This window comes from Bradyrhizobium sp. ISRA430, assembly GCF_029909975.1.
GTDB lineage: Bacteria > Pseudomonadota > Alphaproteobacteria > Rhizobiales > Xanthobacteraceae > Bradyrhizobium.
Window position 1 is genome coordinate 7521045 of sequence record NZ_CP094516.1, and the last position, 13378, is coordinate 7534422.

Sequence of the window (13378 nt, forward strand, 5' to 3'; positions counted from 1 at the left end):
GCGGGCTCTCTGCCCATTTGCGAGCCGAAGGGTCCTGCAGCGGGTCGGCATCGCAGGTGCGACAGACAAGATGTTCGACCACGTCGCGCACCACCGTCATCGGCTTGCCGCACGTCGGGCACAGCTTCCCCTCGAAAACAGCCCACCCATCGGATTACCCTGCCGGCTGCAGCGTAGCTCCATCGGAGCAGCCGGTGCAACAGTGTCGCGGAAAATGGTCCGCGATCGCCGTCGCAGCGGGAGACCTCTGCGAGAGACATCACCACGGCTCGACTTGGACCTCGAACTGATGCCGCTCGGGACGCTGATCGAGCTCGGACCCACGGCGATCATCCAGTTAACCGGCCTCCGGATACGCCCTGTGTTCCTGATCGATCGCTTCCGAGCTGGCCTGAAACTGCACGTGCTCTCGTCGGCGGAAACGGGCCCTACGTTCAAGTGCAGGGTCCGGGGCGTGGTTCGGTTCGGAGGGAGGTCCTCGCCGACGATACCCCGCGGGTGCGCCTCCCGTCCACCTCGTTTGAGGTCTTGCAGGCGATTCGAGCTTCGAAGGCGACCGGTAGATGCTCCTTCTCAGGCTAATGTCAGTCATCATGCGCCGGCTCTCGCTTCTCGACGCTCGAGACCGCGATGGCGCTGCAATCGCGGAAAAGTCGGCGGCCATCACCAGCTTTCAAAACGAAATTGTAGCGAATGAGATCACCGGAGAACAAAACGCGGTGTTCGGATCAGACGAACATTGCGAGCGAAAATTCTCTGGTGGCTGAACCTTCCGGGGTCTAGATGAATCAACGTGCTACTCGTGGTTATCATCGACGAAATTGCTGTGAAGAGCGCCTACGTCACCGATGCGATCCACGACGATCGAAATTAGTTCGGCGCCGGCGGTCACATATGGCCAGCCGACCGTTCATTCAACAGTGAACGTGAGTGACGGGCCTGAACAAGCGCCCATCCCGCGGTTACAGAAGGCGTTGAAGGAAATCCCGACCGTCGACCGCATTAGCATCAATTCTGGGAAGATGTCGAATTCCGCAAGGCGGTCGAGAAAGACGGGCCAAGAAGCTGATCGCATGCCGAACTCTAGACTGAAGCATACCCAAGGTTTCCTGGGATCGATGCGCTCGGCGAGAAGGACCAAAACCGAGCGGCCGCTACCGACGTATCACATGATGGGAGCACATCACTTGCAGCAACCAAACAGAGCAATCCACAGGCCGTCTGTGCGGGCTCCATTGTTACTTTCAAGTGTGGCGGTTCTTGCCGCCGGACTGAGCATTGCCACTGTCCCGCCGGCGTCAGCCCGATCGATCTATGACGGCTCTTGGGATCTAGTATTCGTCACGCAAGCAGGCGCATGCGATCCCACTTACAACTTCACCGTCAATATAAACAACGGCATCGTTACGCATCCCAATCTCGTGAAGTTTAGAGGCTACGTGTCGGGTTCAGGAGCCGTTCGTGCTTCGGTGACCGTCCACGACAAGCACGCATCAGGCACGGGTAGGCTCGTGGGAACGTACGGCCGGGGAAGTTGGAGAGGCTATGCGGGGCGGGAACGATGTTCAGGCTATTGGACCGCACAAAAGAATTAGAGGAGAGCGGCGGCGCTGAAAATATCGTGAGGTCGGCCCACGTTTCAACCCAAAGGCCCTTGGAGTTCGTATGGCATAGGTCCGATCAGAAAGGAGAGATGAGATGGACAAGAAAATCCTCGGGCGCTATGGCAATAATCACGGCCACTGGGTGGGCGACGGCTTTCCGGTTCGCTCGCTCTTTTCCTATGACTCGCTCGGGCAACATATCAGTCCATTCCTGCCGCTCGACTATGCCGGGCCACACCATTTTGAGCCGACCACGCGGCGCCGCGGCGTTGGTCAGCACCCCCACAGGGGATTCGAAACCGTTACGGTCGTTTATGATGGTGAAGTCGAACATCGTGACTCGACCGGGAGCGGCGGAATCATCGGACCAGGTGACGTCCAATGGATGACGGCGGCCAGCGGTATCCTCCATGAGGAATACCACTCGCCTGGATATGCCAAGACCGGCGGCCCATTCCGGATGGTCCAACTCTGGGTCAATCTTCCTGCCAAAGATAAGATGGTGCCGGGCGGTTATCAGGCGATCCTGAATGCCGACATTCCGGTTGTCGAGCTGCCCGATGGCGCAGGTCACGGGCGCGTCATCGCGGGCCAGTTTCTAGGCGTGAAAGGACCAGCGCAAACGTTCACTCCCATCAATCTGTGGGATCTGCATTTGAAGCGTGATGCCGACCTAAAGCTCGCCTTGCCCGAAGGCCACACCGCGATGATCGTGATGCTGACGGGACATATCAATGTCAACGGCACGCAGGAAGCCTCGGAGGCCGAGATGGTCTTGTTGGACCGTGAAGGCAGCGACGTCACGATCCGTACCGAAGGCGAGACGATGCTGCTTGTTCTGACCGGCGAACCCATTAACGAACCGATCGTTGGTTATGGGCCGTTCGTTATGAATACCGAGGCAGAAATCCGTCAGGCTATTGACGACGTTAATAGTGGTCGCTTCGGCAAGGCCGCGGCGTGAGAGCCGGGCCGCCTCCGCCCCCAAGGTTCATCGCGAGGCAAAATTGTTCTGTACACTCGAACCCCGTGTTCGCGAGATTTGGCCATCGGAGTTCACGTTTAGTCGCTATCACTCTCAAGCGTGAAGCGGCGCGCCTCCTCTACGCCCCGGTGCGCGCTCGGTTCGCTAAACTAGCGTCGTGATCGCCGGGCTCCGACCAGCAGTGGTCGGGGCCCCTTTTTCGAGGGCAGCGAGCGTTTCGCCATATGGCCCTTGAGGAGCCTGAATATGAAGCTTAGTGTGGGCCATGTGTTTGGTGCGACTCGATCGGGGCCGGCTGCCATGCAGACCGCCGACGACCACTAGAAGCCGAGCGGCAACGATGCCGGACCGCCATCCTTCGTCGGTGCATCAACAGCGGCAACGCTCGAAGATACGCCGAGGGCAAAAGCAGGCCGTGTACCGTCCTTGGTCTCGCACTATCCTTGCTCGGCAACGATCGGGCGACCCGATCGAACGACATACGGCGCGCACCCAGGGGGCCTTCGGTAGCGAAGAACGACAGATTGTCGAGCCTACAGCGGTCACGCTGGCCGTAAAAGAGCGACATCACGATCGAGGAACAGAGGTCCACATCGTTCGCCTCGCCGGCAGTTTGCGAAGCGCCCCGCACAATCGCGTCCTTCTTCGCGCCGCAGCGGTCCGGACTCCAGAACATTCAACTCTGGACATCAGGACTGTCGCGGGAATTCCTTTCTTCAACGAAGATGATGAAGTTTCGCTAGGCATTCCTCAGAAGGTAGCGGAACTCAGGGACACCATCGCGGCGGCCGACGGAGCGATTCTAGCTACGCCCGAACAGCGGCATCCCGCGTGCCGTCGAGTATACGCTCGAGTAGGGTTCTCGCCCGCCAGGAGACATTCCGCGGCACAGATTCATGGTTTGGAGCGCGTCGGGTCGTGTCGCGCGCAGGCGAGCTTGTTAACGACGGCGTTCGCGAGCATCTTCATTGCACACCTGCGGGATTTGTACCGCGGGCGTTGCTGACCGAACGTCGTACCCGTACGCAAGTCCCGTTTCGTTTTGTTCGTCTTTGGAGGCATATCCCATGAAGAGTTTCGGAAGAGAGGACCCCGCCTGGGTCGACAGAATACTAGACTGGCGCTGGACCTGGGTGATCGCCCGAAGCGCAATGGTCGGAATCTTCTTGGTCAGTGCTGTCATCAAGCTGCTTAACTTCCCTGCCGCGATCATTGAACAGGAAAGTCTTGGGCTTCATCCCGGCGCCTTCTGGGCTGGTCTCACCATTTTCGTTCAATTGACTGGGTCGCTGCTCGTCATTTCGGGCCGCTTCGTCTGGCTTGGCGCTGGGGCGCTCGGCGTCTTCACGGCCGTTGCTGCGGCCATGGCTCATGGATTCTGGACGATGCAAGGTCAAGAGCAGTTTGTCGCGATGAATATCTTTCTTGAACACATCGGTCTAATTGGCGGCCTCATCATGACTGCGCTTGTCGCCGAACATGCCAAACGAGAAGGGCGCTTCTGAGCTTTTCGCGTTATGCCGATGTTTCGATCAGATTCGCCACGGCAAACCAGTTGTTGATCCTATCTGGGCGCGTCGATCCGCGCGTGAGCGTTGCCTTCGGGGGCTGCCGATGCTTTGTTTGAAATTAGCAGAGTCTTCATCGCAAAAACAGAAGCGCTGGATCTCGCGGAATACCAGGGCGTGTATTCCCGCCGCCAGAGTTTGGAGAGTACTCTAGAAACCCTTCCAGTCGTTCGTAGAGGGGCTATGCCATCTCCGGGTGGGCAATTGCAGTGATGGTCTGCTGGGTCATTTGAAGGCGCTGGGGTTCAGTCCATTGAACACAGGGGGTCGACAAATATAACTTGCGACTAGGCGCCAGCCTCTTCAAGCTGGATGTGGTTACTCGTAGCGGCTCGAGAATATCCTTCTTCATCCCTGAGTTCGCCGGCTGGGGATGGTGTCGATACATATGGAGTAGGAGAAGCCGTGTCGGAACTTCTTGATTACACCGGGAAAGTCGCTTTGATCACCGGCGGAGGTTCCGGGACGGATCAGCGCGTCTGGCGCCACTATGCATGGAACGATTTCATGGAAAATTCCGCATCTTTTTTGCAGGAGGCGTAAGCCGGAATCGCTGCGATCCGTGGCGCCCCCAGCTGGTTATTGATGCTGATCAGAATGAGCTGCGCTTCTGTGAGATCGGCATGGTCTCCAATGTGGAAAGCACTCGGCGGAGCCTCTTCCGCCAGCCAAGTCGAAGACGAATTGGAGTGTGACTATGCGCGCATTTGCAATTGACCGCTTCGGCGGACCAGCCTCCATTCAGGAGCTGCCGGAGCCGTCAATCGGCCCGGCGGACGTGCTGGTGCGAATCAGAACAGCCGGCGTCAATCCTATCGACTGGAAGGTAGCAGAAGGCGCGAAGGCCGGGCTCGATATTCGATTTCCGTACGTCCTCGGGCAAGACGCCGCTGGGGTGGTCGAAAAAGTTGGATCCGAAGTCGCTCGATTTAAGGCGGGCGATGAAGTGTTCGGCGCGTTTTGGCTCTCTGGCAGTTATGCCGAGCTTGTTCGCGGCTCGCCGAAAGCTGCCTTAGCCCTCAAGCCGGCTAACGCAGATTTCGATAGTGCGGCGGCCCTTCCGACGGCGGCGTTGGCTGCATTAGCAAGCGTGAACGCCGTTGATGTTAAGCCAGGCCAGATCGTTCTTATCATCGGAGCGACAGGGAGCGTGGGGGGCTATGCGCTGCAAATTGCGGCCGACCGTGGCGCGTATATCATCGCCACCGCTCCCGAGGATGATGCTGATCGCCTAAAGCATCTTGGTGCGTTCGAAACGATTGATTATCATAAAGAAGATGTGTTCGACGCTGTAAATCGATCCCATCCCGAACGTCTGGATGCCATTATCGATGTGGTAAGTGACAGAGCCGCGCTTGCGCGCATGGCAGGACTTCTGCGTCCCGGCTCTCGACTGGCAACAACTGTCCATGCCGCCGATGTGAAGTCGATGGCGGATCACGGCATCAAGGCCGCAAACGTGGATGTGCTGGGAACCACAGAGGGCCTCGATGAAATTGCCCGCTTAATCGATGCACAAAAACTGAAAGTAATGATTGAGAAGGTGTTTCCCTTGGATCTGGCATCGGAAGCCGTGAGTATTAGTCAACGAGGACGTTTGCGCGGCAGGGTTCTGATCAAAATATCATGAGGTCATCTATTGGAACGTACTCGGCGGCACATCGATCGATGTCGTCCGCGAGCACGCGATCGCGAAAGACAAATCCACACGGTCCCATCATCGGAATTAGAAATATTTCTCGATCCGTTCCCCTTCGATTGGCTTGATTGCAACACTACGCCGTCCTGAGAAATGCGGAGTTTGTAGATGCCTTCCGTCGGCGCAAGGTCAAAGCAACATGGACGTCAACTCGCGGTTCATGCGTCAGCGTGGTATCCAATCTGAAGTGTTATCCGACGAGCTCCGGCGCCCGGCAGACGTCTTCTGGACGTTGGCGTTATGGGCTCTACGATCGGGCGTGCTGCTGTCGAGGCTACGCAGCAACGCGAGTCTTGAGTGCTCCGACCAGTAGGATAGTGACGTCGGTCAATCGTCTGCGTGAGCCGAGCGGCTAGGTCCAAGCTCCGGATGTGTTAAAGCAATCGGGCCGACCCTGAACCAGACCGTTTGCATAAGCCGAGAGCAGCTCTGTTTCTTGACAGGACCAGGCGGCCGAATAGTCGAGCTTTGTCGTTGGTGCCTGGATTTCCAAAAAGGGCCCGCTTAGGGCCAGCCGCTTGGGAACCCGCGATCCTTCAACCTGGCGTAAGCTTCTCTCGAACGGCGGTGGTTCGGAAATCCTCTGATCTCTCCTGGTCCGACGTGACTTCTCCTCTGGGGCCTCTATGGGACGAGCCAGTTCTAATGAATGGAGCTCTCCAACACTGGCCAAATGGACCTCTGTGGCAAACCCAGAGTTCGTTCCGAGAGAACAGTCTACGGCAGAAGCGCATGGCGCTAGTCGGAAGCGATCAGTAAAGTCAGAAACGCGCAGGCTACTCAGGTATGTAGGCACAACTCCTCAAACTCTGTCCGTTGATGGGAATACAAGGGAGCCAACCTGTAGAGCAGTGGTCTAAATTTTGGTACCGTACTCTCGCATGAATTGCGGGAAGTTGTTCACGATGAAACCGGAAAGGATAAATCTTATGGCAAGCGAACCAATTCGTGATCCGGCCAAGGACCGCCTTCTGACTCCGAAGAACTCGGCATTCGTCATAATCGACTACCAGCCCGTCCAGGTCAATTCGATCGCTTCAATGGACCGGCAACTCCTGCTCAACAACATTGTCGGTTGCGCCAAAGCCGCCGTTGCGTACGGGCTACCCATCGTCCACTCAACGGTTAACGTGAAGACTGGCCTCAACAAGCCGCCGGTCCCCCACATCCGGAAGGTCCTCAAGGAGGTTCCGACTGTCGATCGCACCTCGATCAATTCCTGGGAAGACGTCGAGTTTCGGAAGGCCATCGAGGCGACGGGTCGAAAGAAGCTCATCATGACGGCGCTCTGGACTGAGGCCTGCCTGACGTTTCCCGCGATCGACGCCTTGGCTGAAGGCTATGAGGTCTATGTGCCGGTTGATGCGGTTGGTGGCACGTCGTTGGCGGCGCACGAAGCGGCGCTTCGTCGGATCGAGCAAGCCGGAGCCAAATTGATCAGCGTCGTTCAACTGTTCTGTGAGCTGCAGCGTGACTGGTCCCGGAAGGAGACTGTTCCTGAGTTCATGAACCTATTTGTCGAAACCGGCGGCACCGCCGGCATCCAATTCTCCTACGATCGCGCCGAATAGATTCACGACTCTGCCGACGTCCCGTCTCAGCAGGCGGGACGTCGGTTGGACAAGTACCAACATGGAGCGGCAATGTCGGAGTTGTACCTAGTCGTTGGTCTCCAAGCGAAAAAGGGCAAGGAAGATCAACTGAAACAAGATCTGATTGCGGTCGTCGAACCATCTCGGAGAGACTTCGGGAATCTCCGCTACGAACTGTATGTGGATGACGCCGATCCCGGGCAATTCGTATTCGTTGAGCACTGGGTCTCGGCGGAAGCGCAGGAGGCGCACCACACTCAATCTGCGCATATCCAGCAGTTCCACCTAAGTGGTGCCGCCAACGTTGAAAAAACCACGTTTTTGCATCGTTTGTCACGAATAGCTTAGGCCTTTTGCATCGCTTTCGTAGCGGAGATGTGGAAGGAGGATGTTACCTCATCGAACACCATGTTCGGCGCAAGTGCCTGCTTGCGGTTCTCTGATCTGCCGAAGCTGATGAAGACGAGGATGGGCATCTAGGCAACGCAGGGCCCTCGCTCCGTCTCGGAGGCGCGCGATGAAATCGAACCGAAGTAAGCTGTTCTCTTTTGCTTTCGCCGTTTCTCAACGAACGACGCGTCGATCAGTAAGATCCGCGGCGTGTGTTGGAGGATTTCTGCTTGGAGGCCTAATCTTCATCAACCCGGCCGCTGGTCAACCGCCAATCCCACATCCTCCCATCGCTTTAGGTACAACAAGCTTCTTGGATGGCGAGGGGCATCCGGGATTCGTTCTTGAGACCATTGGAGACGGCTATCAAGCCTGGTGTCTCAACGATGCAACCGGTAGACAAGTATCTGACAGCAATCGACAGTCGGTCGGCAGTATTACCTTGCACCCGATATACGTCTCGAATTTCCAAATTCTTGGCGGAAATCTCGGCTTCGATGCGATCCTTCCCCTCAATCGCATCGTCCGCCCGAGCTTCAATGTTCTGTCGTAAAATGTTGCGACGCCGTCTTTGATACTGACAACAGGTCTCGGCCCATGCTGTTGCAGACATCTAATCTGCGGTGTTCTGGTCGAATACACGACTTGGTTGAGTAATTGTAGTTTGCTGCTCCAGTGTTGACGCTGCGCTCAGTAAAAATGGAGAGCTTGTGATGAGTTGGATGCCATCAAAAGATCCTGTCCTTGGCGACGCGTCGTCCTGTGACGCACTTGAGCTCGTGATAGTCCCGCGCATGCGTGATCTTGGCGGTTTCAACGTGCGACGAGCGCTGCCGCACGGCCGTCGTCAGATGGTGGGCCCATTTATCTTCTTCGACCACTTGGGGCCGGTTCAATTCATAGCTGGACAAGGAATGGACGTGCGACCCCATCCGCACATCGGGCTCGCAACTGTGTCCTATCTTTTCGATGGGCGAATTTTGCATCGCGATAGCGAGGGAAATATCCAGGAGATTCTACCCGGCGCTATGAACCTGATGACGGCCGGGCGGGGAATCGCGCATTCAGAGCGTACCCCTGACCTTGTTCGCACGAGCGACCACGGCATGTTCGGTCTTCAGACCTGGATCGCGCTGCCGCTGGAACATGAAGAGATCGCGCCAAGCTTTCAGCATTTCGACGCGACCGTTCTCCCGGTCGTGGAGGATCGAGGGTTAAGGGCACGTGTAATAGCCGGCTCGGCCTTCGGAAAGACTGCGCCAGTCACAATGCTGTCTGATTGGTTCTACGTGGAGGTAGTGCTGGACGCGGGCGCTTCGGCCCCGCTGGATCCAGATCATGAAGAACGCGCTATATATGTGGTCGACGGGGCGGTTGAGATTGCCGGCGACCGATTTGAGGGGCCGCGCCTGCTTATCTTCCGACCGGGGGACCGCATCAGCGTGAAGGCTGTCCATCCGTCGCGCATCATGCTCCTGGGCGGGACCGCCTTGGAGGGACCGCGCCACGTATGGTGGAATTTCGTTTCCTCGCGCAAGGAACGGATCGAACAAGCGAAACAGGACTGGAAGACCGGCAGGTTCGATCCTGTCCCTCAGGAAACTGAGTTCATCCCGCTGCCGGAAGGCAAGCTCGGTTAAGGTCATGCCGAACAGCTCCACCCTCGTGGATCCGGGTCGTCTATTCATGGCGAACTCGTGGGCTTGCAAACTTCCGTCCGTTCGTTATGGTCGAACAATGAGATGGCGGTTCGACGATATTGTAACTTTTATCCGTGTGATGGAGGCTGGCAGCATCACGGCTGCCGCTGCACGTCTAAACCTTTCTAAATCTGTGATCAGCAAGCGCATCAGCGACTTGGAAGCCGCTCTTGATGCGGAGCTTTTTCAGCGGTCGACCCGACAAGTGCGGCCAACCGAGAATGGACAAGCGTTCTACGAACGAATGGTGCCGCTGTTGCACGAGATCGATGCAACGGCCGAGAGCCTTTCGTCACGGCGGATGAAGTCCTTGCGCGGCCAGCTGCGGTTAACGACTCCGATGTCGTTCGGAACGATGTATCTGGGCCCAGTGATCGCGGAATTCGCCCGCCGGCACCCGGATCTCGAAGTTGCCATCGACTACGAAGATCGACATGTCGATTTGATCCGCGGGGGATATGATGTTGGCATCAGGATCGGACACCTGCGCGATTCAAACCTTAAAGCGCGCCGGCTGTGTGAGTGTCCACGAATTGTCTGCTGCAGTCCAGCCTATGCGCGTCAGCGAGGCATTCCTAAGAGCGTCGATGAACTTGTGGAGCATACGAGCATTGACTACGCTTATGTGCACGCGACGCGGTTTTGGCAATTCGAAAACCGCAAGAGGGGCGGAAAGCAGCTTTCCGTTTCAATACGCAGCCGAATTGTTGCAAACAATGGAGAGGCAGTTCGCGACATGGTGCTTGCGGGGCTGGGTATAGCTCCAATGCCGATGTTTCTGATCGCACGGCATTTGCGTGAGGGTACATTGCTTCCGATACTGCAAGATGCAGTCTTGCCTCCGTATACGATCGCCGCAATTTATCCGCCAACTCATCACGTATCCACAAAGGTTCGAACTTTTATCGATTATCTCGTGGAGTTTTTTGAGGCTCCGCTTCCGTGGGAACGGGATATGGAGCCTGTTGAGCTTCGTTCAGCCTGAGAGGGAGCGAGCGTCCCCGCGCTGCGTAAGCTGGTGGCCTTACCCCTTCACCGGGTTCACTGCGGGTGGGCTCGGTGACCGCAGCAGCACTATAACTACAAGGCTTCCGATTGTCGCGAGCCCGATAAAAGTAAACGCGTCGATATAGGAAAGGACGTTCGCCTGGATCTGAACTGCTCGAGCAAGCAGTTCCGTTGCTCTCGCATGAGCTTCCGCGGCACCGACGGATCGAGAAAGAACAGCTCTGGCGTACTCATCAAGGCGTTCGTCGGTGAGGTAGGTGCCACCCGTCACGTGAAGACCCAGAAAATTGGAGTGGATTTGTTCGCGGACGCGCAGGTATGTCGTCATAAGCGCAATCCCAAGCTCTCCGCCAAACAGTCGCAGCGTTTGCAGAAATACGCCGAACGTAAAGGCGTCTCCGACGTAGAGATGTCTGGTGGAGAACCAGATCAGCGCAGTAAAGCCCAGTGACTGCCCAATCGCCTGGACAATCTGCGACGCCAAAAAGTCGTCGGTGGCCCAATGCCTGGTAAGCGCGGTCGCCATGAAGCAGGCGACGCCTATCAGGGTGAAGCCCAGCGCCAGCGGGATGCGGGCGTCGATATGTTGGAGCATCTTCGCAACGAGAGGCGCCATGATGAATTGCGGTAGTGCGATCCATAACAGGACGTCGCCAGTCTGGAGTGCCCGAAACCCTTGAACGGTCGTCAAATACTGAGGGATGATGAGCGACGTCGAAAGCACCACAAAGCGAAAGCTTATGATGAGCAAGCCGATGAGTGGCATGTTTCCAGCTATCATCCATCGCAAGTTGACAGATGGTCGCTCTGAAAAAATTTCATGAATGACGAACGCTGCGACGAGTACAACGCCTCCCAACAACAGGCCACAAATCAACCCGGAATTCAGCCAATCGAGACGATTGCCTTGATCGAGCGCCGCATACAGCATGCTAAGGCCGACGCTCGAAAGCAGCATGCCGAACCAATCAGCCGAGCGAAGATGTTCGCGATTGATCGGCTCGCGCGGGATGCCGTACCAGACGCACAGCATCATCAGGGGCGCCAGAAAGGCGTTCTGCCAGAAGATCCATTGCCACGACCAATGCTCGGTAAACCACCCCTCGAGAGACGCTGCAATGTTTTGCGAAAGCTCCGAATTCATCGCATAGGCAGATATGCCATAGACGGCGAATTGTGCAGGAAGGTTGCGAAGCACGAAACTCACAGTGAGCGGGATAAAGGTGCCGGAGGTCAATCCGCCGACCGCATAGAGTCCGATGAAGGTCGGTAGATCGGGCGAGAGTGGCAGGAGGATCGAAGCGAGCGTATAAAGCCCCGCTGAGACCAGCAGCACGCGCCGCGGGCCAAAGGTCGCCCCGAGCCAGATCGTGGGAGGGCCGATCAGCATCTGACCTACGGTGAAGGCAGTACTGATCCATGCTCCTTCATCGAAGCCGGCGTGGATCGCGCCACGGATGTCGGCAAGGCCGAAACTAGTGAGACGCCCTGCAAGGGTCGAAATAATCGCGCCGACAAGCACACCGGCGATCCCAATCAGCGGTCGGCTGCAGATGGGGGGCTTTGGAACCCCGATAAGCGCTGGAGACGGGGATGAACGCCCGATAGCGTCTGACGCGGTGCTCATGGCGCTAGTTCAGATATGGGGCTGCCTTTGATGTCCGAACTGGTATCGATGGTCGCAACAACTGACATTCCCGGACGGAGCAAAGGTACGACCGGATTGTCGAGGTCGAGAACGATCTTGACGGGGATTCGCTGCACGACCTTCGTGAAGTTCCCGGTGGCGTTGTCGGGAGGTAGCAGACTGAATTGGGAACCGGTTGCAGGCGACCAACTGGCGACATGGCCTTTAAGGACGGTGCTTGGAAAGGCGTCGACCGTAATACTGGCCGCCTGCCCAACCCGAACCCGCGTCATCTGTGTTTCCTTATAGTTTGCCAGAACCCAGATATTGGGCAGCGGTACGATGGAGATGACTTGGGTACCCACACCGACGTACTGTCCCTCCTTCACCAGTCGCTGTCCGCCCATGCCGGCGACGGGTGCGACGATATGGGTATAGCCGAGGTTGATCTTGGCCAGCTCAAGTGCCGCTTGCGCAGCTTTGAGCGCAGCCCGAGCCTGCCGCTCTTGTGTGCCAAGCACGTCGAGCTGTTGGCGCTGCTGGTCGAGTTGTGCGCGATTGAGATCGAGCGTAGCCGCTGCCCGCTTATAGCTGTTCATCGCTTGTTCGGCGGTTTGCTGCGAGACGACGTTTGTCCCGAGCAGTGCTTGATAACGCTCTGAGTCCCGCTGATAGCGCCACACGTCCGACTCCGTCGCAGCGATCGTTGCGTGAGCTTGCCGAATCAAAGTGTGCTGCAGAAGCTTTTGGGTTTCGATGTTGGCTATGGCTGCAGTCGCCGCCTCAACATTGGCCGCGGCTTGATCCACTTGAGCGCGATAGTCCGTATCGTCGATCTCAAAGAGAGCGTCGCCAGCCTTGACGGTCTGAAAATCGGTCACATCGATGCGGCGGATATAACCACTCACCCTTGCAGCCAAAGGCGTCAGGTCCGCCTGCAGATAGGCGTCATCGGTCACCTGCCTTCTCGCGGACCCTGACCAGCTGTTCCACTCAATTGTGAATAGTAGGACGAGGCCTGCGGCCAGTGCCAAAACAAAGAGACGCAGCGCCAAACCGGGCCAGCGTCGATTCTCACCTGTACTTGGCGCGTCCGGTCCTTTCGAAGGCGATCGCGTCTCTGCGGTTGCCGACTGGGAGCTGGTGCCGACTGTATCAGAAGCATCGCCAGAACCTCTTCGCGCAGGCGTCCTGTCGCCCATCAG

The 13378-nt window shown here is 57.2% G+C and carries 12 protein-coding genes; 10 read left to right on the forward strand and 2 right to left on the reverse strand.

All coding sequences use genetic code 11. From position 1 onward, the window contains the following. The first annotated feature begins 563 nt into the window (after positions 1–563). From MTX21_RS35365 to MTX21_RS35410, 10 genes are all read left to right on the forward strand, one after another. Complete coding sequence (locus tag MTX21_RS35365) at positions 564–767, forward strand: hypothetical protein (RefSeq protein WP_280969087.1); 204 nt, start codon at positions 564–566, stop codon at positions 765–767. 931 nt (positions 768–1698) lie between these two features. Then, positions 1699–2568, forward strand: a complete 870-nt coding sequence (locus MTX21_RS35370) for a pirin family protein (protein ID WP_280969088.1) — start codon at positions 1699–1701, stop codon at positions 2566–2568. Between the two features lie 1088 nt (positions 2569–3656). Continuing rightward, positions 3657–4094, forward strand: coding sequence for a DoxX family protein (locus MTX21_RS35375; protein WP_280969089.1), 438 nt, complete (start codon positions 3657–3659; stop codon positions 4092–4094). 468 nt (positions 4095–4562) lie between these two features. Next, positions 4563–4700, forward strand: a complete 138-nt coding sequence (locus tag MTX21_RS35380; protein WP_280969090.1) for a hypothetical protein — start codon at positions 4563–4565, stop codon at positions 4698–4700. A 154-nt stretch (positions 4701–4854) separates the two neighbouring features. Further along, positions 4855–5787: an NADP-dependent oxidoreductase gene (locus MTX21_RS35385; protein ID WP_280969091.1), complete on the forward strand. Its 933-nt coding sequence runs from the start codon at positions 4855–4857 to the stop codon at positions 5785–5787. Positions 5788–6785: 998 nt separating this feature from the next. Beyond that, positions 6786–7427: a hydrolase gene (locus MTX21_RS35390; protein WP_280970896.1), complete on the forward strand. Its 642-nt coding sequence runs from the start codon at positions 6786–6788 to the stop codon at positions 7425–7427. Positions 7428–7499: 72 nt separating this feature from the next. Next, positions 7500–7796, forward strand: a complete 297-nt coding sequence (locus MTX21_RS35395; RefSeq protein ID WP_280969092.1) for a putative quinol monooxygenase — start codon at positions 7500–7502, stop codon at positions 7794–7796. Between the two features lie 169 nt (positions 7797–7965). Beyond that, positions 7966–8391 carry a hypothetical protein gene (locus MTX21_RS35400; RefSeq protein ID WP_280969093.1) on the forward strand — a complete coding sequence of 142 codons (426 nt, stop codon included), beginning with the start codon at positions 7966–7968 and terminating at the stop codon, positions 8389–8391. A gap of 160 nt (positions 8392–8551) precedes the next feature. Then, positions 8552–9478, forward strand: coding sequence for a pirin family protein (locus MTX21_RS35405; RefSeq protein WP_280969094.1), 927 nt, complete (start codon positions 8552–8554; stop codon positions 9476–9478). A 97-nt stretch (positions 9479–9575) separates the two neighbouring features. Continuing rightward, the gene (locus MTX21_RS35410; protein ID WP_280969095.1) at positions 9576–10523 is read left to right on the forward strand and encodes a LysR family transcriptional regulator; all 948 of its coding nucleotides are present in this window, start codon (positions 9576–9578) and stop codon (positions 10521–10523) included. Positions 10524–10562: 39 nt separating this feature from the next. Here MTX21_RS35410 and MTX21_RS35415 read toward each other — a convergent pair whose 3' ends face one another. Next, positions 10563–12068, reverse strand: coding sequence for an MFS transporter (locus MTX21_RS35415; RefSeq protein WP_280969096.1), 1506 nt, complete (start codon positions 12066–12068; stop codon positions 10563–10565). 101 nt (positions 12069–12169) lie between these two features. Beyond that, positions 12170–13132 carry an HlyD family secretion protein gene (locus MTX21_RS35420; RefSeq protein WP_280969097.1) on the reverse strand — a complete coding sequence of 321 codons (963 nt, stop codon included), beginning with the start codon at positions 13130–13132 and terminating at the stop codon, positions 12170–12172. Positions 13133–13378 lie beyond the last annotated feature (246 nt).

Excerpts from the sequence above, each read along its gene's own strand:
- MTX21_RS35370 (WP_280969088.1), top strand. The coding sequence starts at position 1,699 with ATGGACAAGAAAATCCTCGGGCGCTATGGCAATAATCACGGCCACTGG.
- MTX21_RS35400 (WP_280969093.1), top strand. The coding sequence starts at position 7,966 with ATGAAATCGAACCGAAGTAAGCTGTTCTCTTTTGCTTTCGCCGTTTCT.
- MTX21_RS35405 (WP_280969094.1), top strand. The coding sequence starts at position 8,552 with ATGAGTTGGATGCCATCAAAAGATCCTGTCCTTGGCGACGCGTCGTCC.
- MTX21_RS35375 (WP_280969089.1), top strand. The coding sequence starts at position 3,657 with ATGAAGAGTTTCGGAAGAGAGGACCCCGCCTGGGTCGACAGAATACTA.
- MTX21_RS35410 (WP_280969095.1), top strand. The coding sequence starts at position 9,576 with ATGAGATGGCGGTTCGACGATATTGTAACTTTTATCCGTGTGATGGAG.
- MTX21_RS35365 (WP_280969087.1), top strand. The coding sequence starts at position 564 with ATGCTCCTTCTCAGGCTAATGTCAGTCATCATGCGCCGGCTCTCGCTT.
- MTX21_RS35390 (WP_280970896.1), top strand. The coding sequence starts at position 6,786 with ATGGCAAGCGAACCAATTCGTGATCCGGCCAAGGACCGCCTTCTGACT.
- MTX21_RS35385 (WP_280969091.1), top strand. The coding sequence starts at position 4,855 with ATGCGCGCATTTGCAATTGACCGCTTCGGCGGACCAGCCTCCATTCAG.
- MTX21_RS35395 (WP_280969092.1), top strand. The coding sequence starts at position 7,500 with ATGTCGGAGTTGTACCTAGTCGTTGGTCTCCAAGCGAAAAAGGGCAAG.